Raw genomic sequence first — 26287 nt, 5'->3', positions numbered from 1 at the left:
GTTTACGCTTTATCACTCGACGAGGGGGATGATTCGGAAACGGGCGCGGCGGGCTTTACTTCAGCCGCTTTAACAACGGGCTCTTCCGGTTGCACCTGTTTTTTCACTTCGGATTCCTGCGGCGTCTGTTCTGGCGCGGCGGCCTGATGCTCTGCGCTGGAAGGCGTTACCCCTTCGCGCTGCTCTTCGCTGCCCTTCACCACCGGATTATGGATGGTATTCGCTTCATCGCTCGCCTTTTCAGGATCGTTGATGCTGTAAGAACGCTTCATCGATTCCGCCGCTTCGCGCAGTTCGTCCATAGAGGCTTTCAGCTCTGGCGTCAGGTTTTCCATGCTCGCCTTCTCAACCTTTTTCAGGCTGTCCTGAAACTCCTGGAGCTTAAGTTCCTGCGCCAGCTCGTTCTGTACAGTCGTTGCCAGCGAGCGAAGCGCCCGCACCCAACCCGCAACGGTTTTCACCGCAACAGGTAAACGCTGCGGCCCCAGTACAATCAGGCCAATCACAAAGACCAGCAGCAACTCACCAAAACCAATGTCGAACACGAATTACACCTGCTCTTTATCGTGGCGTTTAGCGTCTTCCTTTTTGGCTTCATCTTGCTTGTCGGCGATGGGTTTAGCAGTAAAGTCCGCATCCTGACTGGATTTATCCTGCTTATTCTCATCATCGCCCATGGCTTTCTTAAAGCCTTTGATAGATGCGCCAAGATCGGAACCGATAGAACCGAGTTTCTTCGTGCCAAACAGCAGCACAACGATGACGGCAATAATTAACAATTGCCAGATACTGATACCACCCATACATGTTCCCCAGTGACAGATGATTAATTAGTCAGGCCGCATTATACGTATGCGACCCGTCGATAGCGACGCTAATTCAGCGCGTTTTTCTCCAGCCAGCAAGCCAGACCACAGCGCCTGCAGCCATCAGCCAGGCGGGCATCATTTGCCAGTCCGGGCGATTGATCAGCAACAACGTGCCACTTAACAGCAGTGTAGCCCCAATCCCAAAGAGATAACGTGACTGCCCCTGGCGCACGCGGCTGGATTGAAGCTCGCGAGCGATTTTATCCATGCTGTGCTGAAGGTTCTTGCTCTGACGCAAACTGTCGTAAACCAGTTCAGGAATTTCAGGCATTTTTTCAATCCAGAACGGGCCTTTCTCTTTCAGAGAGCGCACCAGCGCTGGAATACCGACCTGATCCTTAATCCAGGATTCAAGGAAAGGTTTCGCGGTTTTCCACAAGTCTAACTGAGGATAGAGCTGGCGGCCTACGCCCTCAACGTAAAGTAATGTTTTCTGAAGTAAAACTAATTGAGGCTGCACTTCCATGTTGAAGCGACGCGCGGTGTTGAACAGGTTCAGTAAAACGTGGCCGAAGGAGATCTCTGCCAGGGGTTTTTCGAAAATAGGCTCACACACGGTACGGATCGCGAACTCAAACTCTTCGACGTTAGTATCTGGCGGAACCCAGCCTGAATCCACGTGCAGCTCGGCCACCTTTCGGTAGTCGCGGTTAAAGAAGGCGATAAAGTTCTCGGCGAGGTAACGCTTATCTTCTTTGTTCAGCGAACCCACAATCCCGCAATCAATACCGATATACTTCGGATTCTCAGGGTGCTCATAGCTGACAAAAATGTTTCCCGGATGCATATCGGCATGGAAAAAACTGTCGCGGAACACCTGGGTAAAGAAGACCTGCACGCCACGCTCGGCCAACAGCTTCATGTTAGTCCCCTGTTTTTCCAGGGCAACCACATCCGATACCGGAATACCGTAGATACGTTCCATCACCATCATGTTCTGGCTGCAATAGTCAGAGTAAACCTCAGGAACATACAACATCGGGCTGTCTTCGAAATTACGGCGCAACTGGATGGCGTTCGCTGACTCACGCAGCAGGTTTAACTCATCAATCAGCGTTTTTTCATATTCTCGCACCACTTCCAGTGGGCGTAGACGACGTCCGTCAGGGAGCAGACGCGGCACCCAGCGAGCCAGACGATAAATCAGCTTCATGTCAGCTTTAATGATCGGCAGGATATCCGGGCGAATAACCTTAATCACCACATCTTTGCCGTTTTCCTTCAGCCGCGCCGTATGCACCTGAGCAATAGACGCAGACGCCAGGGGTTGGATGTCGAAATCGTCAAACCAGGTTTCAACAGGAATATTTCCCATTGCCTCTTCGATCTGTTTCTTCGCTCTTTCGCCGTCAAACGGCGCGACGCGATCCTGTAGCAAGGCCAGTTGATCGGCAATTTGCGGCGGGAAGAGATCCCGGCGGGTAGAGAGCATCTGCCCAAACTTGATCCATACCGGGCCAAGCTCTTGTAGCGCCAGACGCAGGCGTTCCCCCAGCGGCTGACCTTTATGGCGATTGGGCATCCAGAACAACATCCGCCGCCAGATTCGAAGTGGCAGCGTGATACGCATTTTGGGGATAAGCTCGTCGAGCCCGTAACTCAAAAAGGTGTGGACGATAAAGTAGAGGCGCCGAATTTCACCAGGCGTCATTTGCCCTCCAGTTTTTCCAGCCGTTTGGTTAACGCATCAACCGCACGTTCAACCGCTGCGGTCTCTTCCGCAAACCATGCCACTTCCAGTGGTCCGGGTGCCATACGCCACTCTTCGGTGAGCACTTCTGCCGCATAGCGCTGTTGTCGCTGCAGGCTTTTGCGCAGGAAAGCCGTACCGCCATGAATGGCTTTGCTCATCCCTTCTGCAGCAATATCGCCTATATACGGTGCCAGCAGTTCTGCCGGGTCGAACTCGGCTAAATCGCTCAGTGCAACGAAATTCTGCACGACCTGGATGTCGCCCTCAACTTCAAGCTCGCCGCTGCGGATCAGCGCCGTCAGTCGCTGACGATCTCGTAGTTTGGGCAGCACGCTCAAATGCGTAATAACCGAGCAGTCAGCCTCGCCTTCCCACTCACCCAGAACGTCAAGCTGGCGTTCGCTGAAAACCAGCACAAGCGGCGTCGAGAACTCTTTTAAAACAATACGCAAAACCTTTCCGTTTAACCGCTGACGTGCGGTTTTCAGCGCCGGTGCGCGGTACAAAAAGGCGTTCAGTGCATTCTCAATGCCTGCGGTGACTAAGGGTTTAAAGGGCACAGGAGACCTCCACTCAGAACTTATAACCGCGATGAAGCGCAACGACACCTGCCGTCATATTGAAGTATTCAACATTCTCAAATTCCGCATCCTGCATCATGGCTTTCAGGGTGTCCTGATCCGGGTGCATACGAATGGATTCGGCCAGGTAGCGATAGCTCTCGGCGTCGTTTGCCACCAGCTCACCAATACGCGGAAGAACGTGGAACGAATAGGCGTCGTAGGCTTTGCTCAGCGGATCGATAATCGGCTTAGAGAATTCGAGCACCAGCAGGCGTCCACCCGGCTTGAGCACGCGGTACATGGAGCGCAGCGCTTTGTCTTTATCGGTCACATTACGCAGCCCGAACGAGATAGTGATGCAGTCAAAGGTGTTATCCGGGAACGGCAGCGCTTCCGCGTTTGCCTGCACATATTCCACATTACCCACCACGCCGATGTTACGCAGTTTCTCGCGTCCCATTTTCAGCATGGAATCGTTGATATCTGCCAGCACCACGCGGCCGGTTTCACCCACCAGACGGGAGAATTTCGCCGTCAGGTCGCCGGTGCCACCTGCCAGATCCAGCACCGTTTGTCCGCGACGCACGCCGCTACAGTCGATGGTGAAGCGCTTCCACAAGCGATGAATGCCGAACGACATCAAGTCATTCATCACATCGTACTTCGCCGCCACGGAATGAAATACGTGGGCCACCATGTCAGCCTTCTGCGCTTTGGCGACAGTCTGAAAGCCAAAGTGCGTCGTGTCTTGTGAATCGTCAACCATCTCAGAGCCTGCTAATCAGTCAAATGTTCGTGAAGTGTAACAGATTGGGCGCGTTTGCCCTACGTTTCAACCACCGCGAAAGAAACGCGTCGGCTGCTCTTCTGGCGATAAATCCGCCGCTAAATCGTTGTCTTTGTTGTCTGTCTTTTGCTCACCCTCTCCTGCGCGAAGGCGAAACTCCTCGTCCTGAGCCGTTGCCTGTTCAACCAATTCCGGATTAATCTCGCGTTTCACTTCTACGCCCAGGCTACGAAATGCCTCGGCTTGCGCCAGCAGGTTGCCGCGCCCGGAGGAGAGTTTTTTCATCGCCTGACGATAGTTATCCTGCGCGCGATCCAGGCTCTGCCCAACCGAGGACATATCGTCCACGAAAAGACGCATTTTGTCGTACAACTTGCTGGCCCGGTCAGCAATCTGCTGTGCGTTACGGCTCTGGTGCTCATAGCGCCACAGGTTGGCAATGGTACGTAACGCCACCAGCAGCGTGGTAGGGCTGACCAGCATAATGTTATTTTTTAACGCTTCGGTGATCAGTTCGGGCTGCCTGTCGAGCGCCAACAGGAATGCAGGCTCTACCGGGATAAACATCAGGACATAGTCGAGCGAGCGGAGACCTGGAAGCTGTTGATAATCCTTCCTGCCCAGCAGACGAATGTGATTACGCACGGAGGCAATATGCTCCTGCAACGCCGACTCACGGGTGTAATCGTCTTCGGCATTGAAATAGCGCTCGTAGGCCACCAGCGTCATTTTGGCATCAATCACCACGTCTTTACCCTGCGGCAGACGCACAATCACATCCGGCTGCATCCGCGAACGGGCATCGTTTTCGATGCTGACCTGCGTTTCATATTCGTACCCTTCACGCAGACCAGAGGCTTCCAGCACGCGCGTCAGGACGACTTCACCCCAGTTTCCCTGGGTTTTGTTATCTCCTTTCAGTGCACGGGTCAGGTTGACCGCCTCCTGTGCCATCTGCGCGTTCAACTGCTGGAGATTGCGAATTTCATGTGCCAGGGTGTGGCGCTCACGCGCCTCCTGACCAAAGCTGTCCTGCACCTGACGACGAAAACCGTCCAACTGTTCGCGCAGCGGTGTCAGCAGGCTGTTAAGACTCTGACGGTTTTGCTCGTCGACGCGGCGGTTGCTGTGCTCAAAAATGCGATTGGCAAGGTTCTCAAACTGCTCGCTGAGGCGCTGCTCGCTGTTAATCATCTGGCGGATTTTGTCTTCCGCATGCAACTGGGTGGATTCGAGACGGGTGGTCACTTCGCGCAGATCGGCCTCCAGCGAGGTGTTGATGTCACGCAGGTTGCGCAGTTCATTGTTAAGCAGTTCGCACTCATCACGCCAGCGTTCGCTCAGAGCAAGCTGCTGTTTTGCCGCACTTAACCCAGCAACTATCTCCTCGCGCTCTGCCAGTTGATCGGCCTTCTGCTGCGCGTGCTGATAACTTGAAATCAGCCACCCTATCGCCACGCCCACCAGCGCAATCACCGCATAAATCAGGATTGAGAGATCCACAATGCCCCCTGCATCAATGTATTACCGCACAAAATAGAATTGTGCTGTATAAACGTCCAGTTTGAAAGGGTTTTCCTGCGAGGCGCTACGCAAAAAATAAAGGCCGAACGCGCCGGCCTTTTATCTTGAAAGGGAGGACTAGATAAGACGGCGAGCCGCTTCCACCACGATTTTCACCGCATGACTTTCGGTCTGCTTCATGGTTTCAGCGTTCGGGATCTCCTGCTGGGTACGGTTGACGATAACGCCCGCCACCATACCGGCACGCAGACCCTGGCTTGCGCACATGGTCAGCAGGGTTGCAGATTCCATTTCATAGTTCATTACGCCCATAGACTGCCACTCTTCCATTGAACCTTTGAAGCGGCTCACCACGCGGCCAGAGAAGGTATCGTAGCGCTCCTGGCCAGGGTAGAAGGTATCAGAGGATGCAGTGACGCCCACGTGGGTGGTTGCGCCCACAGATTTCGCGGCTTCAACCAGCGCAGTGGTACATTCGAAATCCGCCACTGCCGGGAATTCCATTGGTGCAAAGTGCAGGCTGGCACCGTCCAGTCGCACAGACGCGGTCGTCACCAGCACGTCGCCCACGTTAATGTGCGGCTGAATCGCACCGGTAGTACCGATACGCAGGAAAGTACGAATGCCCAATTGTGCCAGTTCTTCCACGGCGATAGAGGTAGACGGGCCACCGATACCGGTGGAGCACACGATCACCGCTTTGCCATCCAGCTCTGCACGCCAGGTGGTGAATTCACGATGGGCAGCCAGCTTGACCGGCTTATCCATCAGCGCGGCGATCTTTTCCACACGCTCCGGATCGCCAGGGACGATAGCCAGCGTAGCCCCTTGTAAATCGTTTTTAGTGAGGCCGAGATGAAAAACATCAGACTTGGACATAGGTGACTCCTCTGTGGGTCGGTTAGTCAGAAGAAGTAAAACGGTACTTTACAGAAGCAAAGGGCTTAATTTCGTGATGAAACTCACCATGAATGAAAATGATTGCAGTTAATTTCCACAAAATAGTGATTTACATCACATTAACAAGTTATATCGTGGGATGCTGCACAAAAGATAGACTGTATAAGGCACTGTGGGTTGTTAACCTGGTGACTATATTTACCTTTGCGCTAACTCATTGGTACGGAGAATGCCATGACTGAAAAAACCGGTTTTGCACCTGCTGCGGCTCCGCATGCTTCCACCATCGTCTCAACGCCTGAAGAAGCCATTACTGCAGGTGAGACGTCTATTCCCTCGCAGGGGGAGAATATGCCTGCTTACCACGCGCGGCCAAAATCGGCAGACGGTCCGCTGCCGATCGTGATTGTGGTTCAGGAGATTTTTGGCGTTCACGAACATATTCGCGACCTCTGCCGTCGTCTGGCGCTGGAAGGTTACCTGGCCGTTGCGCCTGAGCTTTATTTCCGTCAGGGCGATCCGAACGATTACAGCGATATCCCGACGCTGTTCAGCAACCTGGTCAGCAAAGTGCCGGACGCACAGGTGCTGGCCGACCTGGACCACGTTGCCAGCTGGGCGGCACGCAACGGCGGCGACCCGCACCGTCTTATGGTCACGGGCTTCTGCTGGGGTGGACGCATAAGCTGGCTGTATGCTGCGCACAATCCGCAGCTCAAAGCCGCCGTCGCCTGGTACGGCAAGCTGGTGGGGGAAAAGACGTTGAACTCACCGAAGCAACCCGTTGATATCGCGACGGATTTGAATGCTCCGGTGCTGGGGCTTTATGGCGGCCAGGACACCGGCATCCCGCTTGATACGGTCGAGACGATGCGCCAGGCGCTGCGCGCGGCAAACGCGAAGGCGGAGATCGTGGTGTACCCGGATGCCGGACACGCGTTTAATGCCGATTATCGTCCGAGCTACCACGCAGAATCTGCCAAAGATGGCTGGCAGCGGATGCTGACGTGGTTCAGCCAGTACGGTGGCAAGAAAGCGTAAAAATAAAAGCCCGGTGGCGGCTACGCCTTACCGGGCCTGCATTTCATCAAGCCTGACGCAGATTCTGCGCCGCCTTCACCATATTCGCCAGCGCCGCGCGCGTCTCCGGCCAGCCACGGGTTTTCAGGCCACAGTCCGGGTTCACCCACAGGCGTTCCGCCGGAATGCGCTGGGCAGCTTTTTTCAGCAGCGCCTCAATCCATTCGACGCTCGGGACATTCGGGGAGTGAATGTCATATACGCCCGGCCCGATTTCGTTCGGGTAGTCGAACTCCTCGAACGACTCCAGCAGCTCCATGTCCGAACGCGATGTCTCAATGGTGATCACATCCGCATCCAGCGCGGCAATGGAATCCATGATGTCGTTAAATTCGCAGTAGCACATGTGAGTGTGGATCTGCGTGTCGTCCTTTGCGACCGCCGCGTTGATGCGGAACGCTTCCACGCCCCACTTCAGGTACGCATCCCAGTCGCTGCGGCGCAGCGGCAGACCTTCGCGCAGCGCCGGTTCGTCAATCTGGATGATGCCAATGCCTGCTGCTTCCAGATCCGCCACCTCATCACGCAGCGCCAGCGCAATCTGTTTGGCGATGGTTTCACGGGTCACGTCTTCACGCGGGAACGACCAGCAGAGAATCGTCACCGGGCCGGTCAGCATGCCTTTTACCGGCTTGTCGGTCAGAGACTGGGCATACTTCGCCCACTCCACGGTGATCGCTTCCGGGCGGCTGACGTCGCCAATCACTACCGGCGGTTTTACGCAGCGGGAGCCGTAGCTCTGCACCCAACCGTTCTGGGTAAAGACGAAGCCGTCCAGATGTTCGCCAAAGTATTCCACCATGTCGTTACGCTCGGCTTCACCGTGCACCAGCACGTCCAGACCTAAGCGCTCCTGCTCGATAATCGCCTGCTTGATATGTTCGGCAATGCCGGTGCGGTAGTTGGCTGCATCCAGATTGCCTTTTTTGAAGTCCAGACGCAGGCCGCGGATCTCGGTCGTTTGCGGGAAGGAGCCGATGGTGGTGGTCGGCCACGCTGGTAGGTTGAAGCGGGCACGCTGGGCTTCAGCGCGAACCTCATAGGGGCTTTGACGCTGGCTGTCCTGGGCGGTGATGGCCGCCAGACGTTTTTCGACCGCAGGATTGTGTACGCGAGCCGAGTGACGACGCGCCTGGATCGGTGCGCTCCATTCGCTAATCGCCGCCGTGTCGCCGCTGTTCAGCGCGTCGCGCAGCAGTACCAGTTCTTCACATTTTTGCAGGGCGAAGGCGAACCAGCTTTTCACTTCCGCATCCAGACGGGTTTCAACGCTCAGATCGATCGGGCTGTGCAGCAGGGAGCAGGATGAGGCCACCCAGAGTTCACGTTTGCCGACGATGTCTTTAATCTGCGCGTATTTCTCTGTCAGATCGGCGCGCCAGACGTTACGGCCGTTGACCAGCCCCGCGGAGAGCAGCCACTCCTCCGGCAGTCGCTTATGCAGTTCAGCGACATCGTCTTTGCCGTGAACCAGATCAACGTGCAGCCCCTGAACCGGCAGCGTGGTGATGGTGCTGAGGTTCGGTGTTACGCCTTCGAAATAGGTGGTCAGCAGCAGCTTCACCTGACCGGTGAGCGCGTCATACGCCGGTTTGAAGGCATCAAGCCACGCCTGCGGTAGCTCCAGTACCAGCGCAGGCTCATCGATTTGCACCCACTGAATGCCACGTTTGCCCAGCTCGATCAGCACCTGTTTGTAGACCGGCAGAATATCGTTCAGCAGGCTGAGGCGGTCAAACTGCTCGCCTTTCACTTTGCCCAGCCACAGGTAGGTTACCGGCCCCAGCAGCACAGGTTTCACCTGATGGCCCAGCGCCAGCGCTTCGTCCACTTCATCCAGCAGTTGGGTCCAGGTTAGTTTGAACTCCTGACCTTTCACGAACTCCGGCACCATATAGTGATAGTTGGTGTTAAACCACTTGGTCATTTCCGCTGCTGCCGCTGGCTCGCCCGTTGGCGCACGGCCACGGCCAATGCGGAACAGGGTATCGATATCCACCGATCCATCTTTGTTCTGATGACGAGCCGGCACGTTGCCAAGCAGCAGGCTGGTGGTCAGAACATGGTCGTACCAGGCGAAATCGCCCACCGGCAGCAGGTCAATGCCCGCCTGTTTTTGCTGATCCCAGTGACGGGCGCGCAGCTCGCGGCCCACCGCCAGCAGTTCTTCACGGGTAGCGTTACCCGCCCAGTAGCTTTCTTGCGCTTTTTTCAGCTCGCGACGCAAGCCAACGCGAGGGAAACCGAGGGTGTGATTGCGAATTGTCATGGTATGCCCCTTGAGAAATTTGTTATTTAGACGTCCAGATGTTTACACATCTATAATTGGCAGGTACTGTATATTCCTCAAGCGCAAAATGTTCATGGCGAAGTGAAGGACTTTCATGATCGAGATAAAACACCTGAAAACGCTCCAGGCGTTGCGGAACTGCGGTTCGCTCGCAGCGGCTGCGGCCACGCTGCACCAGACGCAGTCCGCCCTTTCTCACCAGTTCAGCGATCTGGAACAACGCCTCGGCTTTCGTCTTTTTGTCCGTAAAAGTCAGCCTCTGCGGTTTACGCCGCAGGGCGAGATCCTGCTGCAGCTGGCGAACCAGGTGTTGCCGCAGATTGCCAGCGCCCTGCAGTCCTGCAACGAGCCACAGCAAACTAAACTGCGTATCGCTATTGAGTGCCACAGCTGTATCCAGTGGTTAACTCCCGCGCTTGAAAACTTCCGTCAGAGATGGCCGCAGGTGGAAATGGACTTTAAATCCGGCGTGACGTTCGACCCACAGCCGTCGCTCCAGCAGGGCGATCTGGATCTGGTGATGACGTCGGACATTCTGCCGCGCAGCGGTCTGCACTACTCGCCGATGTTTGATTTTGAAGTGCGCCTGGTGCTGGCTCCGGACCATCCGCTGGCCGCTAAAACGCGCATTACGCCAGAAGATCTGGCGACAGAAACGCTGCTGATTTACCCGGTACAACGCAGTCGCCTGGATATCTGGCGTCATTTCCTGCAGCCCGCAGGCATCAGCCCACAGCTGAAAAGCGTGGATAACACCCTGCTGTTGATTCAGATGGTTGCCGCCAGAATGGGCATCGCGGCGCTGCCGCACTGGGTGGTGGAGAGTTTTGAACGCCAGGGCCTGGTGGTCACCAAAACCCTGGGAGAAGGACTGTGGAGCCGGCTGTACGCCGCCGTGCGCGATGGCGAGCAGCGTCAGCCGATCACAGAAGCGTTTATTCGCTCAGCGCGGAACCACGCCTGCGATCACCTTCCGTTTGTGCGGAGCGTGGAGCGACCCAACGGCGATGCACCCACAGCGAAGCCAGGATCACCGCTCCCCCAATAAGGAAGCTCGGCCAGTGCGGCTGTTCCTGCCAGATGGCGAGGTTCACCAGTAGCCCGGCAGGCACATGTACGTTATTCATGATCCCCAGCGTACCGGCGTCTACCTGGGTAGCGCCGTAGTTCCACATGAAGTACCCCAGCCCGGAAGCCACCACGCCCAGCCAGACCAGAATGCCCCACTGCACGGAAGTGGTCGGCAGTTTTTGCGGGTTGCCAAGCATAAACCACGCCGCCACCGCGACGATCGCCGCGCCCATGTAGAACCAGGCAAACGCGTTATGCTGCGGCATCGGGCGGGTCTCCATCAGACGTTTGTAGCCCACCATCCCGATAGCGAAGCTAATATTGGCGAGCTGGACGAACATCAGCCCGGTCCAGAAGTGATCGCTCACTTTGTCGTAGCGAATAATCGCCGCACCAATCACCGCCAGCGCAGCGCTCAGCAGATACCCCCAGCGCAAACGACGCTTGCTGAGCACATCGTAAATCAGCGTGATATAGAGCGGCGTGAGCACGGTAAAGAGCAGGAATTCCGAGACGGAGAGGTAGACGTAAGCCCGGAAGCTGAACAGATACATGATGCCGAGCTGCATCGCGCCCACCAGCATGTACAGCAGAATCGTTTGCAGCGATTGTCCGCGGGTACGCAGGAACGGCAGGAATACCAGCGCCGCCAGCCCCACGCGCATCAGCACCGAGAAGTAGCTGTCGACCGAACCGGCAAGGTATTCGCCAATCAGGCTAAAGGAGAAGGCCCACAGGATAGTGGTGATAATGAGTAGCGCCACAATGCTTGTCTCTCAGAAAGAAGGACAGGCATTGTAGCGAACTCTTTAGTTGACAACTGAACAATAAACAACCAAATGAAGATTATTCAAGGAACAGTTTGCGCAGATACTTAGGTACCGCGTTGTCAGCATTAGTGCCGATCACTTCCAGCTCCGGGTGCAAATCTTTCAGACGCTGATGCGCATTCGCCATGATGCAGCCTTTGCCCGCCATGGAGAGCATCTCGGCGTCGTTCATGCCGTCGCCAAAGGCGATGCAGTCTTTCAGCTCGAAGCCCAGACGCTTCGCCACCGCTTCCAGCGCGTGGCCTTTGGAAACACCGCCCGCCATCACTTCCAGACAGGTCAGCGTGGAGAAACTCACGTTAACACGGTCGCCCCAGCGAGCGTTGATCGCTTGTTCCAGCGGCAGAAGTTCTTCGTGGCTTTCGCAGGTAAAGAACACTTTACTGATCCCTTCCGGCTCCAGCAGGCCCGGTTCGTACAGGGAGTAGTTAAATACGGCTTCTTTGAAGAAACGCATTTCGTCCGGGCGGTGGCGGTTCATGAACCAGTCGTCGTCGCGGTAAACGTTGGTGACGATATCCGGATTGTTATGCACCACACCGAACAGGTCGGCGGCGATGTCGCGATCCAGGTTGTGGGTAAAGATCAGGTTGCCATCCGTGTCGTGTACACGCGCACCGTTGGAGGTGATCATGTACGATTTGATCTCCAGATTATCGCGGATCTGCCCCACGTCCACGTGGTGGCGGCCGGTGGCAAACACAAAGTTTACGCCACGGGCTGTCAGAAGTTTTAAGGTCTCTTTCGCGTAAGGCGACAGGGTGTGGTCGGGGGAAAGCAGCGTGCCATCTAAGTCAGATGCAACAACCTGGTACATAGGGATTTCAACCTCTGGTGGTAAAACAATAATCAGTTATGCCTGTCGAAAAATTCAACGATGGCGTTGAGCGCGACTGAGCGCATAGCGTCCTTTTCGAAAAGGATCTCATGGTACGCGCCGTTTATGACCAGCGGTTTACCCCCTTCACAAGGGTGTCCGGCAGCGGCGCGGAGTTCACAAAAGCGGTCATGCATGCGGTTATCGACCACACGTTCATCTTCTGCCTGAATCAGGAGCGTCGGCGTGTCGTCATCACCAACACCTGCCAGCACATGCTCGCCAGCAAGAATGCCCTCCCGCACCCAGTGCCAGGTGGGGCCGCCGACGCGCAGGCGCGGTTCATCAGCATAAAAACGCAGATTACGGCGGTAACGCTGCCAACTGTGGGTTAACACGTTGATAGCAAACGGCAGCGCGCGCCAGCGTCCTGTGCCAATGGCATACCCTTCCCGAATGCGCTGATGGCCCTCAGCCCAGTCGAGAATATGACGCACCATCCAGTCAGGTAAGCGGATCACGATGCCGAACATCGGCGCGGTAAGCGCAATGGCATCACACCGGTGCTCGTGGCGCTGCAAAAACAGCGTCGAAATCGCGCCGCCCATGGAGTGCGCAAGAATGTACCGCTTACGCCACGGGCCCGGCTCAACTTCCTGCTGCCAGAAAGCAGCCAGATCGTCAACGTAATCGCTAAAATTATCCACGTGGCCACGATGGGTGTCCGACAGTAAGCGACCAGAAAGCCCCTGACCGCGATGGTCGATAATCAACACATCGAAGCCCAGATGGAACAGGTCATAGGCCAGTTCGGCGTATTTCACGTAGCTTTCGATACGCCCAGGGCAGACCACGATCACCCGATCGTTTTTCTCATCACGGAAACGAACAAAGCGTACCGGAATATCACCCACGCCCGTAAACGCATCTTCCTCACGTTGCCGCCAGAAGTCGGTCAGCGGCCCCATAGAGAAAGCAGCAAATGCGTTTTCTCGTGTTTCCCAGTCCTTTTTCTGCTGAAACATTGGGTTTCCACCCCCCGTAATCCAGGGAATATAGTTTTTTTCGTAACCGGTCACAAAATGACGTAACAATAGCGTATTGTGGCATAAAAACAGACGATTCGGGAGTTTCAAATGACCTTCGAGTGGTGGTTCGCTTACCTGCTGACATCCATCATCCTTAGCCTTTCACCAGGCTCTGGCGCAATCAACACCATGACCACGTCCATTAACCACGGCTATCGCGGCGCGGTAGCGTCCATCGCCGGTTTACAGACCGGGCTGGGCATTCACATCGTGCTGGTGGGGATTGGTCTGGGTACGTTATTCTCCCGCTCGGTGCTGGCCTTTGAAGTGCTGAAATGGGCTGGTGCGGCATACCTGATTTGGCTCGGCATTCAGCAGTGGCGCGCAGCAGGCTCGATTGATCTTAACACGCTCGCCCATGCACAAACGCGCGGTCGCCTGTTTAAACGCGCGGTGTTTGTGAACCTGACCAACCCGAAAAGCATCGTTTTCCTCGCCGCGCTGTTCCCGCAGTTTATCGTTCCGCATCAGCCGCAGGTGATGCAGTACGTGGTGCTGGGCGCAACCACCATCATTGTCGATATCATCGTGATGATTGGCTACGCGACGCTGGCGCAGCGGATTGCGGCGTGGATTAAAGGGCCTAAGCAGATGAAGGCCCTGAATAAAGTGTTCGGTTCGCTGTTTATGCTGGTGGGCGCGCTGCTTGCGTCAGCGCGTCATGCTTAGCGAGAGATGATGAGATGAATACCAAAGCCGGCGAACAGCGCGCCGGCAAAGCCGTCGATCCACTTCGCGATGCGCTGGTAGCCACGGCGCATCGCCGGTAAGGCAAACAGGCTGGCGACGATGGTGAACCAGGCGAACGTTTCAACAACAATCAGCAGGAAGATGCCCCAGCGCGCGCCCGCACCGACGCTATCACCGACAAACAGCGAGAACACGGAGCCAAAATAGATAATCGCTTTCGGGTTCGCCAGGTTTGTCAGCAGCCCTTTAACGAAGCTACGGCCGCCCGTTGCCAGCTCAACCTTCGGCTCTTCCGGCTTTTTCTCTTCTTTCTTCAATGCCCCGCGCAGCATCTGGTAGCCCATCCAGCACAGATAGAGACCGCCGCCGACCATAATGATGTTATGCAGCCAGGCCATTTTTGCCAGAATCAGGTTCAGGCCGAGCAGCGCGACTGCCGCCCACACCATGACGCCCATGGTGATGCCGAGCACACCCATCATCGCCTCTTTGCGGGAGCGGCTGACAGCCGTTTGTGATACGAAGAAAAAGTCAGGGCCTGGGCTCATCAGCGCAACGATGTGCACTAACGCCACGGTGAGAAATAGCATTAACATAATTAGCTCGCGGGGAAATAATTCAGTGAGTCACCATCCTGGCACTTTTTTGCCCGGCTGACTACTCCTCGTCATCACCATCGGCGTGAGAGCGGATGAGCGCCATAAACTCTTTCCCGAAGCGCTCCAGCTTGCGTGTGCCGACGCCGTTGACGCTGAGCATTTCGCTGGCGCTGAGCGGCATCTGTTCGGCCATTTCAATCAGCGTTGCGTCGTTGAACACCACGTATGGCGGGATGTTCTCTTCGTCGGCTATGGCTTTACGCAGCTTGCGCAGTTTGGCGAACAGTTTGCGGTCGTAGTTGCCGCCGTAAGATTTTTGCATCACACGCGGCTTCAGGGCGATGACGCGCGGTACGGCGAGCTTGAGTTCAACTTCACCGCGCAGCACCGGACGCGCCGCTTCGGTAAGCTGCAACGCAGAGTGCTGGGCAATATTTTGCGTGGCAAAGCCGAGGTGGATCAGCTGGCGGATGATACTCACCCAGTGCTCATGGCTTTGGTCTTTGCCAATCCCATAGACGGGCAGCTTGTCGTGGCCCATGTCGCGGATACGCTGATTATTGGCACCGCGCAGCACTTCTACAACGTAGCCCATCCCGAAGCGCTGGTTCACGCGCCCGATGGTCGAGAGCGCTTTACGCGCGTCCATCAGGCCATCGTACTGCTTCGGCGGGTCGAGACAGATATCGCAGTTACCGCACGGCTCCTGACGCCCCTCACCAAAGTAGTTGAGCAACACCAGACGGCGGCAGGTTTGTGCTTCGGCAAACGCGCCCATCGCGTTGAGCTTGTGGCGCTCGATATCCTGCAACTGCCCCTGCGGTTTTTCCTCAAGACAGCGGCGCAGCCACGCCATATCAGCCGGATCGTAAAACAGCATCGCTTCCGCAGGCAGGCCATCACGCCCGGCACGGCCAGTTTCCTGATAGTAGGATTCGATGTTGCGCGGAATGTCAAAATGCACCACAAAGCGCACGTTGGGCTTATTGATGCCCATTCCAAATGCCACCGTCGCGACCACGATTTGCAGGTCGTCGCGCTGGAATTTCTCCTGCACGTCGGCGCGGATGTGGTTCTCTAACCCGGCATGGTAGGCGGCGGCGCTGAAGCCACGGTTTTGCAGACGCGCGGCGGTGTCTTCTACCTTCGCGCGGCTGTTGCAGTAGATGATGCCTGACTTGCCGCGCTGCTCCTGCACATAGCGCAAGAGCTGATCCAGCGGCTTGAATTTCTCCATCAGCATATAGCGGATGTTTGGGCGGTCGAAGCTGCTGACCTGAATCAGCGGGTCTTTCAGCCCCAGCAGACGAACGATATCCAGCCGCGTGGTGTCGTCCGCCGTGGCGGTAAGCGCCATAAACGGCAGCTCGGGGAAGCGCTGACGCAACTGGCCGAGCGCGGCATATTCCGGGCGGAAATCGTGTCCCCACTGGGAAATACAGTGCGCTTCATCTACCGCCAGCAGCACCGGATTCCAGTGCGCCAGGTGATCGAGGAAGTTATCCAGCATCAGGCGTTCTGGCGCGATATACAGCAGGCGGATCTGCCCGGTGCGGCACCCGGCCATCACCTCTTGCTGCTGCTCGCGGGTCTGCGTTGAGTTCAGACAGGCCGCCGCCACGCCGTTAGCGAGCAACTGATCAACCTGGTCTTTCATCAGGGAAATGAGGGGAGACACCACGACCGTCAGGCCGTTAAGCACCAGCGCGGGCACCTGATAACAGAGTGATTTCCCGCCGCCGGTGGGCATCACCACCAGACAATCGCGGCCTTCCAGCACGGTTTCAATGATGGTTTCCTGGCCAGGGCGGAACTGCTGATAGCCAAAGGTTTCCTGCAAAACCTGTTTAGCCAGCGATTCCTGATTCAATACTTCCGCCTGCGCCACATTAACCCCATATGCCAGAAATGAAACAGGCGCTATTTTCAGCGCCTGAGAGAGAAACTTCAACGTTTAACGCAAAAACATTCGAGCGGCTTAGAAAATATCGTTCAACATCACGCCAACACCGACACGGGTCTGGTTGAAGTTGTAGTCGATCAGCGACTCGCCGTAACCGCTGTAAACCTGCGTGTAGATACGCACATGTTTGGTCATCGGGTAGCTCAAGCCCACTTCCGCGCCGCCGTAGCCGGTGTTCCAGTTGTACTGGCCTTTCGCGCTCAGCACCGCATCACCCAGTTGATAGCCCACTTTGAGCTGGTAGTAGCCCATGTATTTGGTGATATCCGGGTTGTCATCGGTGCTGCCCAACACATACCACGGCTTCACTTCCACCATGAAATTGCCGTTCTGCGCCATCAGGCGCGTGTAGGCGCGGTTCCAGCTACGCGAGGTTGGGTCAGAACGGCCGTTGGAATCGTGATTAAAACCGACTTCAACGTCGCGTAGCGTCCAGCCAGCAAATTCATAATCCGTTGCGAAACCGAGGAACAATTGCGGCTCATAGTTGGTTTCACGGAACGGTGAAGACTCTCCGCTGTTAGAAAGCTGCCACCAGGACTTCTGGGTATAAGACGCGCCAAGCACAGAGTTCGGCCCCAGAATGCCGCGCCAGAATGGGAACGCGAGACTGAGCTGGAACTTCACCTCATCTTTACGCGCATTATCAGACCAGTTATAGGAGCTAATCGCCTCTTTATTGAGATCGCTGGTCTGGGTGTAAATCACGTAGTTTGTGTCATACGGATAGAGCGTGAACGGATTGTCATGCTCCTGAAGCAGGTTAGCAATGACGCTACCGCGAACGGCGGGCGCATCATGCACCTCTTTAACCGTGGCTTCCTGCGCATATGCTGTGAGGGGCAGCGCAACCGCCGCCAGTAACCAACCCAGATACGTCCGCATCGGTGGTGTTCTCCTGAAATTGTTACATTTAATAAATCGTTTTGTCTGTGCATTCTACAGACTTCTTCGGCAACTTCCGCCTCTTCGTTTCTGAAAGTGGAAATCCTCCGTCGCGAAGCATAAAATCAACATTTTGTTAACAACAAGGATGCCATTTCTCATGTCAGCCACGCTTACCGCCGAAGAAGTTTTAAAACTCGTGGGAGAGATTTTTGTTTACCACATGCCGTTTAACCGCGCGCTGGGTCTGGAGCTGGAGCGTTATGAGAAAGAGTTTGCCCAACTCAGCTTCAACAACCAGCCGATGATGGTGGGCAACTGGGCGCAAAGCATCTTGCATGGCGGCGTGATTGCGTCGGCGCTGGACGTCGCGGCAGGGCTGGTCTGTGTCGGCAGTACGTTGACGCGCCATGACACCATCAATGAAGACGAACTGCGTCAGCGACTCTCGCGCATGGGCACCATTGATTTACGCGTCGATTATCTGCGTCCGGGGCGCGGAAATCGCTTTACCGCCACCAGTAGCCTGCTGCGCGCGGGCAATAAAGTGGCCGTGGCGCGCGTCGAGCTGCACAATGAAGAACAGGTTTATATCGCCAGCGCAACCGCCACTTATATGGTGGGTTGAGGCGATAAAATCGGGTAAAATTACTTCACTTTTTTGTAACGGATTTTCCCGATGGATGCTAAACAGACGCGGCAGGGCGTTTTACTCGCCCTTGCCGCTTATTTTATTTGGGGTATTGCGCCAGCATATTTCAAACTTATCGCTTACGTACCGGCTGACGAAATCCTCACTCACCGCGTGATTTGGTCGTTTTTCTTTATGATCGCGTTGATGAGCCTCAGTCGACAGTGGTCAGGCGTTAAAACGCTGCTGAAAACACCGAAAAAGGTGTTTCTGCTCGCCCTCTCTGCGGTATTGATTGGCGGTAACTGGCTGCTGTTTATCTGGGCGGTGAATAACCATCACATGCTCGAAGCCAGCCTGGGCTACTTTATTAACCCGCTGGTAAACATCGTACTGGGGATGATTTTCCTCGGCGAACGCTTCCGTCGTATGCAGTGGCTGGCGGTGGTTCTGGCCTTCTGTGGCGTGCTGGTGCAGCTGTGGACCTTCGGCTCGCTGCCGATTATCGCGCTCGGCCTGGCGTTCAGCTTTGCGTTCTATGGTCTGGTGCGTAAGAAAATTGCGGTGGAAGCCCAAACCGGGATGCTGTTCGAAACCCTGTGGCTGCTGCCGGTAGCCGCAATTTATCTGTTCGGAATTGCCGACAGCGCCACCAGTCATATGGACAGCAACCCATGGTCCCTGAACCTGCTGCTGGTCGCGGCAGGCGTGGTGACAACCATCCCACTGCTGTGTTTCACCGGTGCGGCGACGCGCCTGCGTCTCTCCACACTCGGCTTCTTCCAGTACATCGGCCCGACGCTAATGTTCCTGCTGGCGGTAGTGTTCTACGGTGAAGTACCCGGTATGGATAAGATGGTGACGTTCGCGTTTATCTGGGTGGCGCTGGCGATATTTGTCGCGGATGCGATTTATACCCAGCGCAGGACCCGCAAAGGGCTGTGATGTTGCCCTCACCCTAACCCTCTCCCACGGGGAGAGGGAATTCGATCGTAGGGCGGGTAAGCGCAGCGCCACCCGCCAGATTTTTACAGCCAGTTCCGGCGCTTAAAATAGAGATACGGTGCCAGCCCGGCGAGGATCATAAAGACAATTGCGCCTGGGTAACCAAAGCTCCACTTCAGTTCCGGCATAAACTCAAAGTTCATCCCGTAGCTTGATGCGACAAGCGTCGGCGGCAGGAACACCACAGATACCACCGAGAAGATTTTAATAATGCGGTTCTGCTCGATGTTGATAAAGCCCATCGCCGCCTGCATCAGGAAGTTCACCTTCTGGAACAGGGATTCGTTATGCGGTAACAGGGATTCGATATCGCGCAGGATCTCACGCGCCTGCTCCAGCTGACCGCCCGGCAGACGCGCCTTGCGCACCAGGAAGTTCAGCGCGCGCTGGGTATCCATCAGACACAAACGCACCTTCCAGCCGATATCTTCCAGCTCCGCCAGCGTAGAGAGCGCTTCGTCATACTCATCGCCCTGATGGCCTTCCATGATCACGCGGCTCAGCTTTTCCAGATCGCTGTAGATATTTTCAATTTCATCCGCCAGCTGTTCGATTTTGGTTTCAAACAGATCCAGCAGCAGCTCATAGGCGTTGCCGTCCACCATTGCCTGGCTGCGGGCACGCATGCGGTAGAGACGAAACGCAGGCAGTTCGCGCTCGCGCAGGGTAAACAGGCGGCCATCGCGAATGGTAAAAGCCACGGTGGAGTTACCCGCGTGGTCTTCAGCATCTTCAAAAAAGAAGAAGGAGTGAATATGCAGACCGTCTTCATCTTCAAAAAAACGTGCGGATGCTTCGATGTCTTCCAGTTCCGGACGGGTCGCCAGGCTTTGCCCCAGCTCAGATTGTACGCGAAGGCGTTCATCGTCGTCCGGCTCGACCAGATCCACCCATACGGCATCAATGAGGGGCTGTGACTCTTCGGCTTCAAGCCGAGTCAGTCGGTTATTTTCGAGTTGAAATGCGCTCAACATGACCGGGACTCCCAATGCAAAAAATATCGGACAGTTCGGTGGGCACACAGAAACAATTTGGGTTTCAGACCATTAAACAGCCTGACTCAGCGCGACGGGAATAATGCAGTCGCTGACAACCACTAAGGCCATCAGCAAGGGGAGATAGCCTTAGGAGTTGTTCCTGGATGACAGGGAATTGAGCCAGTATCTACTGGGTGTGTCCAAGGCGAATGTCCTCTTAGCGTAATCGTGCGCGCATGTTACGCCAGCATTAACTGTGGCGTCAACACGCAACGAAACGCTGAAGGGCATTAATTGACCTTCAATGTATAAGGCTAGCAGATTATTACAAAATAATGATATTTTTCTGAAAGTTACACAGTTTCCAGCTTAGCATAGGCAGCCACCAGCCATTTGATCCCCTGCCCCTGGAACGCCACCTGCAAACGGCTGTGTTCACCGCTGCCTTCCAGATTCACGATAGTGCCTTCACCAAATTTCGAATGGCGAACCCGCTGCCCCAGTTTGTAGCCCGTGTCGTTTTCTGAGATCGGCGCGCCCATGCGCTGATGACTGACCGGACGGCTAATGCTGGCGCGCAGACGTACCTCTTCCACGCACGCTTCCGGCAGTTCGCCGATAAAGCGCGACGGACGGTGATAGACCTCTTTGCCGTACAGACGACGGGTTTCGGCGTAGGTCAGCGTCAGCTTTTGCATTGCTCGCGTCACGCCCACGTAGGCCAGTCGACGTTCTTCTTCCAGACGTCCACCTTCATCCAGCGACATCTGGCTCGGGAACATCCCCTCTTCCATCCCGACGATGAATACCTGCGGGAACTCCAGACCTTTCGCGGAGTGCAGCGTCATCAACTGAACCGCATCCTGCCACGTATCCGCCTGCCCTTCGCCCGCTTCCAGCGCGGCGTGGGAGAGGAACGCCTGCAGCGGCATCAGGTCTTCGTCTTCTTCGTTGTAGCTGAACTGGCGCGTTGCCGTCACCAGTTCCTCTAAGTTCTCGATACGGGTCTGGCCTTTCTCGCCTTTTTCCTGCTCGTACATGGTGCGCAGGCCGGAATCTTTGATCACCCGGTCGGTCTGCACGTGCAGCGGCATGTCGGCGGTTTCCTGCGCCAGCGCGTCAATTAACTCAAGGAAGCGCTGCAAGGCGCTGGCGGCACGTCCGGCGAGGGCTTTTTCCTGCAATAGCTCACGGCATGCCTGCCACAGCGTAAGCTGACGGTCGCGGGATGCCTGACGGACCACGTCCAGCGTTCGGTCACCAATGCCACGGGTTGGCGTATTGACCACGCGCTCAAACGCGGCGTCGTCGTTACGGTTGGCAATCAGGCGCAGATACGAGAGCGCATCTTTGATCTCCTGACGTTCGAAGAAGCGCATACCGCCATAAATGCGGTACGGCATGCTCACCTGCAGCAGCGCCTCTTCCAGCACGCGCGACTGGGCGTTGCTGCGATAGAGAATGGCGCACTGCTCCAGCGCGCCGCCGTTGTCCTGCCAGGTTTTAATGCGGTTCACCACGAAGCGCGCTTCGTCGAGCTCGTTGAACGCGCAGTAGATAGAGATAGGCTCGCCGTCGACGCCGTCGGTCCAGAGCTTTTTCCCCAGACGCCCGTTGTTGTTTTCAATCAGGGCGTTGGCCGCGCTCAGAATGTTGCTGGTTGAACGGTAGTTCTGCTCCAGACGGATGGTCTGCGCACCGGGGAAATCGTTAAGGAAGCGCTGGATATTTTCCACCTGCGCACCACGCCAGCCGTAGATAGACTGGTCGTCATCTCCGACGATCATCACCTTGCCGGTATCACCGGCCAGCAGGCGGACCCACGCGTACTGAATGTTGTTGGTATCCTGGAATTCGTCCACCAGGATATTAGTGAAGCGTTCGCGGTAGTGCTGCAGGATGTGCGGCTTGTTGAGCCACAGCTCGTGCGCGCGCAGCAGCAGCTCGGCGAAATCCACCAGACCGGCGCGATCGCACGCTTCCTGGTAGGCCTTATAGACATTCTGCCAGGTCTGCTCGACCGGGTTACCGAAGCTCTGAATATGATGCGGGCGCAGCCCTTCATCTTTCTGGCCGTTGATGTACCACATCGCCTGACGCGGCGGCCACTGCTTCTCGTCAAGGTTCATCGCCTTGATCAGGCGCTTCAGCAGACGGAGCTGATCTTCGCTGTCGAGGATCTGGAAATCCTGCGGCAGGTTGGCGTCCATATGGTGTGCGCGCAACAGACGGTGCGCCAGACCGTGGAAGGTGCCAACCCACATGCCGCCCTGGCTGGTGCCCATCAGCTGTGCGATACGGTGGCGCATTTCTGCCGCCGCCTTGTTGGTAAACGTCACCGCCATAATGGAGTACGGCGAGCAGTTTTCCACGCTCTGCAGCCAGGCGATACGGTGAACCAGCACGCGCGTCTTACCACTGCCCGCTCCAGCCAGCACCAGCATGTTGGTGCGCGAGGCGGCAACCGCGTCACGCTGTTTGTCATTAAGGCTGTCGAGCAGGTAAGAAACGTCCATTGGCACCGTCACGTCATGTCGGGCAGGCGAATGTTTTCATTCGCCAAAACCCTGTTAATTTATACAGAACAATTGATGATTATATCAGCGTCGTGAGGGATGCCAACCGTGAAATTTCCACGTGCGGCAGAAGACGGCTGTCGGGGGTTATCATCAGGTCAGCGTTTTCCGGCTTGATCCAGCAGGCCTGCATGCCGCAGCGGATCGCCCCGGCCACGTCCGTGGTCAGGTCATCGCCCACGTGCAGGATCTCGCCGAGAGGCAAATCCAGTTTTTCTGCCGCCAGGTGATACATGTCGCTGAATGGCTTCGAACGCCCGTGCGGGCCCGCGCGCAGCACGAACTCAAAGTAATCGCCAAGACCAAACAGTTCAGGCTGGGCATTGCCGTTGGTGATCGCCACCAGCGGCCACTTATCCGCCAGTTTTGCCAGCGTATCGTGCGTCTCCTGCGGCACGTCAATGCGGCTGCGCCATTTGGCGAAGTTCTCCATCGACGCTTCCGCACCAATGGCCGCCTCGCGCGCGCTCAGGCCGACGTTAAGCATCGCCTGTTCCACCGCGCGGCGACGCCATTCGGTGACATCGTGATAAATCTCCGGCTCGGTCTCCCGCAGGGACTGACGCAGTTGCTGAAAATCCTTGTTCTGTAATGTTTTCAATGCAGGATGATAATTCTGCACAAACGCCAGCGATTCTTGTTCAGTACGCAGGATCACCGGGCGGTTGTCATAAAGGGTGTCATCAAGGTCAAACGTCAGGGCTGAGATCTGACCGAGTGGGCGGTAAAAACGCATTATTTCCCCCGTTTGGCGCGTGGATGCGCCGCGTCATACACCGAGGCAAGGTGTTGAAAGTCTAAGTGGGTGTAAATTTGAGTGGTCGACAGATTCGCATGGCCGAGAAGCTCCTGCACACCGCGCAGGTCGCCGCTTGATTCCAGCATGTGTGTCGCAAACGAGTGGCGCAGTTTGTGCGGATGAACGTGGCTGTTCAGCCCCTGCCTGATGCCCCACTCTGCAAAACGCTTCTGCACGTTACGCGCGGAAATCCGCTTGCCGAGTTTCGACAGGAACAGCGCGTTTTCTTCTGCACCAAACAGCCCACGCAGGTCAAGCCAGTGCTCAATCCAGGCGACGGCGTTGCGGCCAATCGGCAGGCGGCGCTCTTTGCTGCCCTTACCCATCACCCACACTTCGCCGGATTCCAGATCGAGATGTTTTAAGTCGAGGTTCACCAGTTCAGACAAACGCAGCCCGGCTCCGTACATCACCTCCAGCATGGCGCGGTCGCGCACGGCCAGCGGATCGTTAAGGTCGATATCCAGCAGGCGATTTACGTCGTCGACGTCGATATTTTTAGGCAGATGGCGCGGGGCTTTTGGCGTGGCGATACCTTTCGCCGGGTTGGCTTTTAAACGCCCCTGGCTCACCAGCCAGTCGAAGAAACTGCGCAGCGCAGAGAGCCTGAGCGCAAGGCTGGCCGGGCTTAAGTTTTTTTTACGGCTACGCACAACGAACCCGCGTACCGTGGCAGCGTCACAGTGTTGCCAGCTTTTCAGGCCGATCTCGTCGGCAATCTGCATGATGGCATCAAGCTGACGCTGATAGTTCAGCAACGTAATGGGGCTTAACTGACGTTCAACGCCCAGGTAGCGCAGAAAGCGCGTGACGTCAGTGCCGAGTAATTCGTCCGTCATACGCGCTCAATCCAGCGCTCCAGCAGCTCAGGCAGCATCAGGGCAAGCTCCTGCAGCAGGTGCGTGCCTTGCCCCTGCTCGTAGTGATGCACGTCGCGGCTGGTGAATAACATCACGCCCAGATCGCCGTCGCGCCCCATCAGCGACATCGCCACCGAGCCAATCGCTTTGGCTTCCGGCAACACCACCAGCAGCTCGGGTCCATTCAACGGCCCCAGATAGTGGTGCTCATGTCCCAGACGCTGGATACGCAGTGGCTCAAATGCCTGACGGCTCAGCGCCAGGTGGGTAAAACTGGACGGCGCGTTAATGCGCCAGCGGTCAGGGAAGAGACGAATCGTCGCACCTGCCAGACCCAGCTCACGCGCCCAGCGGTGAAAACGGCTGAGAAACTCGTCAAGGCTGTGCGCCGAAGCCAGACGCGCCTGCAGATGCAACAGCCGATAGAACAGGCTTTCATTATTGTTGGCCTGCTCCATCAGCAGCGTCATGTTCTCTTCGAGCTGATTGATATGCTTGCGCGAGCGCGCCATGTGCCATTCGACCAGCGACACGGTTTCGCGAACCGGATGCGGCACGCGCATCTGTTCGACGACGCGTGCATTGCGGATAAAAAACTCAGGATTGTTCAGCAGGTAATCAACAACAGCTCTGTCGTCCAGTTCCGTCACTGTTTCCTGCAGTTCTTCCCCTGGTTGTTTCATAGATGGATAAACCCGTCATAAACATGTGCCGCCGGGCCAGTCATATACAGTGGATGACCCGGTCCTTTCCAGGCGATATCAAGACGCCCGCCTGGTAATTCCACGCGAACCTCTTCTGCCAGTAACCCCTGGGAGATGCCTACCGCCACGGCAGCACAGGCACCGCTTCCGCAGGCCTGCGTTTCGCCCGCGCCGCGCTCGTAAACCCGCAGGCGGATGTGCTCACGCTTCACCACCTGCATGAAGCCGATATTTGCCCGCTCCGGGAAACGTTCGTGGCCTTCCAGCACCGGACCGAGGGTTTCGACCGCAGCAGTGTCGACATCATCAACCTGAATCACGCAGTGCGGGTTACCCATCGAGACGACGCCGCACAATACTGTCTGCTCGGCCGCACGCATAATATAGGTCTTTTCCGCTTTGTTTGCGCGAAACGGCACGGAGGACGGCTCAAAGTTCGGCTCGCCCATATTCACGCGCACCAGTTCGTCATCGGTGACGCTGAGCACCATGCGGCCATTCGCGGTGCTGACGCGGATATCACGCTTGTTGGTCAGCCCTTTCAGGCGAACAAAGCGGGCAAAACAGCGCGCGCCGTTACCGCACTGGGAGACTTCACTGCCGTCTGCATTAAAGATGCGGTAGTGGAAATCAAGGTCAGGATCGTAAGGGGGTTCAACCACCAGCAGCTGATCAAACCCCACGCCCAGATGCCGGTCCGCCAGGCGACGGATTAGCTCAGGGGAGAAAAAGACATTCTGCGTTACCGCGTCGACGACCATAAAGTCGTTGCCAAGGCCATGCATTTTAGAGAACTGCATTATTTGCTCCATTGCGCGGGTACAGAACGTAATTGTCAGTAATTCACCTGGGTTGGGCCGCCATTGTCGCCACGATCGTTCGTGTCCGGCGTCGAAGACTCAATACCGCTTTGTACAGGTTTCGTTGGTGGCGGTGCGGTTTTATCCGCTGGCGGGAAGTAAAGCGGCCCCTTCAGTCCACAGCCAGTCAGGCTAAACAGAGTGATGAGAACGGCAAGCGTTCGGAAAACGTTTTTCATTAGTTGTTGCCCGTAAGTTCAAATCTGTTTCTATCATCGCAGGAGAA

27 protein-coding genes are annotated in these 26287 nt (G+C 56.2%); 5 read left to right on the top strand and 22 right to left on the bottom strand.

Features of this window, described 5'->3' with window-relative positions; translation table 11 throughout:
* Positions 1-2: 2 nt before the first annotated feature.
* The 7 genes from tatB to udp all read right to left on the bottom strand — a co-directional run bounded on the left by tatB (position 3) and on the right by udp (position 6315).
* Positions 3-545 carry a Sec-independent protein translocase protein TatB gene (tatB, locus tag ABGB15_RS01160; RefSeq protein WP_152082649.1) on the bottom strand — a complete coding sequence of 181 codons (543 nt, stop codon included), beginning with the start codon at positions 543-545 and terminating at the stop codon, positions 3-5.
* A 3-nt stretch (positions 546-548) separates the two neighbouring features.
* Positions 549-803, bottom strand: a complete 255-nt coding sequence (tatA, locus tag ABGB15_RS01155) for a Sec-independent protein translocase subunit TatA (RefSeq protein WP_152082650.1) — start codon at positions 801-803, stop codon at positions 549-551.
* A gap of 76 nt (positions 804-879) precedes the next feature.
* Complete coding sequence (gene ubiB / locus ABGB15_RS01150; protein ID WP_152082651.1) at positions 880-2520, bottom strand: ubiquinone biosynthesis regulatory protein kinase UbiB; 1641 nt, start codon at positions 2518-2520, stop codon at positions 880-882.
* Positions 2517-3122, bottom strand: coding sequence for a ubiquinone biosynthesis protein UbiJ (ubiJ, locus tag ABGB15_RS01145; protein ID WP_152082652.1), 606 nt, complete (start codon positions 3120-3122; stop codon positions 2517-2519). The genes ubiB and ubiJ overlap by 4 nt, the downstream gene beginning before the upstream one ends.
* A gap of 13 nt (positions 3123-3135) precedes the next feature.
* The gene (ubiE, locus tag ABGB15_RS01140; protein WP_003860790.1) at positions 3136-3891 is read right to left on the bottom strand and encodes a bifunctional demethylmenaquinone methyltransferase/2-methoxy-6-polyprenyl-1,4-benzoquinol methylase UbiE; all 756 of its coding nucleotides are present in this window, start codon (positions 3889-3891) and stop codon (positions 3136-3138) included.
* A 66-nt stretch (positions 3892-3957) separates the two neighbouring features.
* Positions 3958-5415 carry a DNA recombination protein RmuC gene (gene rmuC / locus ABGB15_RS01135; protein WP_215723864.1) on the bottom strand — a complete coding sequence of 486 codons (1458 nt, stop codon included), beginning with the start codon at positions 5413-5415 and terminating at the stop codon, positions 3958-3960.
* Between the two features lie 138 nt (positions 5416-5553).
* Entirely contained in the window at positions 5554-6315 is a 762-nt protein-coding gene (gene udp, locus ABGB15_RS01130; RefSeq protein WP_003860792.1) for a uridine phosphorylase, read from the bottom strand.
* 255 nt (positions 6316-6570) lie between these two features.
* On the opposite strand from udp, the gene ABGB15_RS01125 reads away from it, so the two are divergent.
* On the top strand, positions 6571-7377 hold the full coding sequence (locus ABGB15_RS01125) for a dienelactone hydrolase family protein (RefSeq protein WP_369064094.1): 807 nt from the start codon (positions 6571-6573) through the stop codon (positions 7375-7377).
* Between the two features lie 46 nt (positions 7378-7423).
* On the opposite strand, the gene metE is transcribed toward ABGB15_RS01125, so the two are convergent.
* Entirely contained in the window at positions 7424-9685 is a 2262-nt protein-coding gene (metE, locus tag ABGB15_RS01120; RefSeq protein WP_215723866.1) for a 5-methyltetrahydropteroyltriglutamate--homocysteine S-methyltransferase, read from the bottom strand.
* 115 nt (positions 9686-9800) lie between these two features.
* On the opposite strand from metE, the gene metR reads away from it, so the two are divergent.
* On the top strand, positions 9801-10754 hold the full coding sequence (gene metR / locus ABGB15_RS01115) for an HTH-type transcriptional regulator MetR (protein ID WP_215723867.1): 954 nt from the start codon (positions 9801-9803) through the stop codon (positions 10752-10754).
* Here metR and ABGB15_RS01110 read toward each other — a convergent pair.
* The 3 genes from ABGB15_RS01110 to pldB form a co-directional block, all read right to left on the bottom strand.
* Positions 10642-11541 (bottom strand): carboxylate/amino acid/amine transporter, encoded by a 900-nt coding sequence (locus tag ABGB15_RS01110; protein WP_215723868.1) that lies wholly within the window; start codon positions 11539-11541, stop codon positions 10642-10644. The two genes, metR and ABGB15_RS01110, sit on opposite strands and share 113 nt — an antisense overlap.
* An 82-nt stretch (positions 11542-11623) precedes the next feature.
* Positions 11624-12424 (bottom strand): sugar/pyridoxal phosphate phosphatase YigL, encoded by an 801-nt coding sequence (yigL, locus tag ABGB15_RS01105; protein ID WP_152082658.1) that lies wholly within the window; start codon positions 12422-12424, stop codon positions 11624-11626.
* Positions 12425-12456: 32 nt separating this feature from the next.
* The gene (pldB, locus tag ABGB15_RS01100; protein ID WP_369064093.1) at positions 12457-13449 is read right to left on the bottom strand and encodes a lysophospholipase L2; all 993 of its coding nucleotides are present in this window, start codon (positions 13447-13449) and stop codon (positions 12457-12459) included.
* A gap of 111 nt (positions 13450-13560) precedes the next feature.
* Between pldB and rhtB the strand changes: the two genes are divergently transcribed.
* Entirely contained in the window at positions 13561-14181 is a 621-nt protein-coding gene (gene rhtB, locus ABGB15_RS01095; RefSeq protein ID WP_152082660.1) for a homoserine/homoserine lactone efflux protein, read from the top strand.
* On the opposite strand, the gene rhtC is transcribed toward rhtB, so the two are convergent.
* From rhtC to pldA, 3 genes are all read right to left on the bottom strand, one after another.
* Entirely contained in the window at positions 14178-14798 is a 621-nt protein-coding gene (gene rhtC / locus ABGB15_RS01090) for a threonine export protein RhtC (protein ID WP_010426287.1), read from the bottom strand. The two genes, rhtB and rhtC, sit on opposite strands and share 4 nt — an antisense overlap.
* Before the next feature lie 61 nt (positions 14799-14859).
* The gene (recQ, locus tag ABGB15_RS01085) at positions 14860-16689 is read right to left on the bottom strand and encodes an ATP-dependent DNA helicase RecQ (RefSeq protein WP_215723870.1); all 1830 of its coding nucleotides are present in this window, start codon (positions 16687-16689) and stop codon (positions 14860-14862) included.
* 90 nt (positions 16690-16779) lie between these two features.
* The gene (gene pldA, locus ABGB15_RS01080) at positions 16780-17649 is read right to left on the bottom strand and encodes a phospholipase A (RefSeq protein WP_152082662.1); all 870 of its coding nucleotides are present in this window, start codon (positions 17647-17649) and stop codon (positions 16780-16782) included.
* Between the two features lie 160 nt (positions 17650-17809).
* Between pldA and yigI the strand changes: the two genes are divergently transcribed.
* Together yigI and rarD are read left to right on the top strand one after the other, a co-directional pair.
* The gene (gene yigI, locus ABGB15_RS01075) at positions 17810-18277 is read left to right on the top strand and encodes an acyl-CoA thioesterase YigI (protein WP_152082663.1); all 468 of its coding nucleotides are present in this window, start codon (positions 17810-17812) and stop codon (positions 18275-18277) included.
* A 51-nt stretch (positions 18278-18328) separates the two neighbouring features.
* Positions 18329-19225: an EamA family transporter RarD gene (gene rarD, locus ABGB15_RS01070; protein WP_215723871.1), complete on the top strand. Its 897-nt coding sequence runs from the start codon at positions 18329-18331 to the stop codon at positions 19223-19225.
* Between the two features lie 83 nt (positions 19226-19308).
* Here the strand turns inward: rarD and corA are convergent, their stop codons facing one another.
* The 8 genes from corA to ABGB15_RS01030 form a co-directional block, all read right to left on the bottom strand.
* On the bottom strand, positions 19309-20259 hold the full coding sequence (gene corA / locus ABGB15_RS01065) for a magnesium/cobalt transporter CorA (RefSeq protein WP_152082665.1): 951 nt from the start codon (positions 20257-20259) through the stop codon (positions 19309-19311).
* Positions 20260-20409: 150 nt separating this feature from the next.
* The gene (gene ysgD / locus ABGB15_RS01060; protein ID WP_212743980.1) at positions 20410-20466 is read right to left on the bottom strand and encodes a YsgD/CorL family protein; all 57 of its coding nucleotides are present in this window, start codon (positions 20464-20466) and stop codon (positions 20410-20412) included.
* A 149-nt stretch (positions 20467-20615) separates the two neighbouring features.
* On the bottom strand, positions 20616-22778 hold the full coding sequence (gene uvrD / locus ABGB15_RS01055) for a DNA helicase II (protein WP_215723872.1): 2163 nt from the start codon (positions 22776-22778) through the stop codon (positions 20616-20618).
* A 79-nt stretch (positions 22779-22857) separates the two neighbouring features.
* Positions 22858-23574, bottom strand: coding sequence for a 5-amino-6-(5-phospho-D-ribitylamino)uracil phosphatase YigB (yigB, locus tag ABGB15_RS01050; protein ID WP_215723873.1), 717 nt, complete (start codon positions 23572-23574; stop codon positions 22858-22860).
* Positions 23574-24476 (bottom strand): tyrosine recombinase XerC, encoded by a 903-nt coding sequence (gene xerC, locus ABGB15_RS01045; RefSeq protein ID WP_215723874.1) that lies wholly within the window; start codon positions 24474-24476, stop codon positions 23574-23576. Before xerC ends, yigB begins: the two co-directional genes overlap by 1 nt.
* Positions 24473-25180, bottom strand: coding sequence for a DUF484 domain-containing protein (locus tag ABGB15_RS01040; RefSeq protein ID WP_215723875.1), 708 nt, complete (start codon positions 25178-25180; stop codon positions 24473-24475). The genes xerC and ABGB15_RS01040 overlap by 4 nt, the downstream gene beginning before the upstream one ends.
* The gene (gene dapF / locus ABGB15_RS01035; protein ID WP_215723876.1) at positions 25177-26001 is read right to left on the bottom strand and encodes a diaminopimelate epimerase; all 825 of its coding nucleotides are present in this window, start codon (positions 25999-26001) and stop codon (positions 25177-25179) included. Before dapF ends, ABGB15_RS01040 begins: the two co-directional genes overlap by 4 nt.
* Positions 26002-26036: 35 nt before the next feature.
* The gene (locus ABGB15_RS01030; RefSeq protein ID WP_152082671.1) at positions 26037-26240 is read right to left on the bottom strand and encodes a lipoprotein; all 204 of its coding nucleotides are present in this window, start codon (positions 26238-26240) and stop codon (positions 26037-26039) included.
* Positions 26241-26287: the final 47 nt, after the last annotated feature.

Origin of the sequence: Enterobacter sp. MALB-1 (genome assembly GCF_041021625.1) — a bacterium.
Lineage (GTDB): Bacteria > Pseudomonadota > Gammaproteobacteria > Enterobacterales > Enterobacteriaceae > Enterobacter > Enterobacter oligotrophicus.
This window is presented reverse-complemented; position numbering and strand designations above follow the sequence as displayed.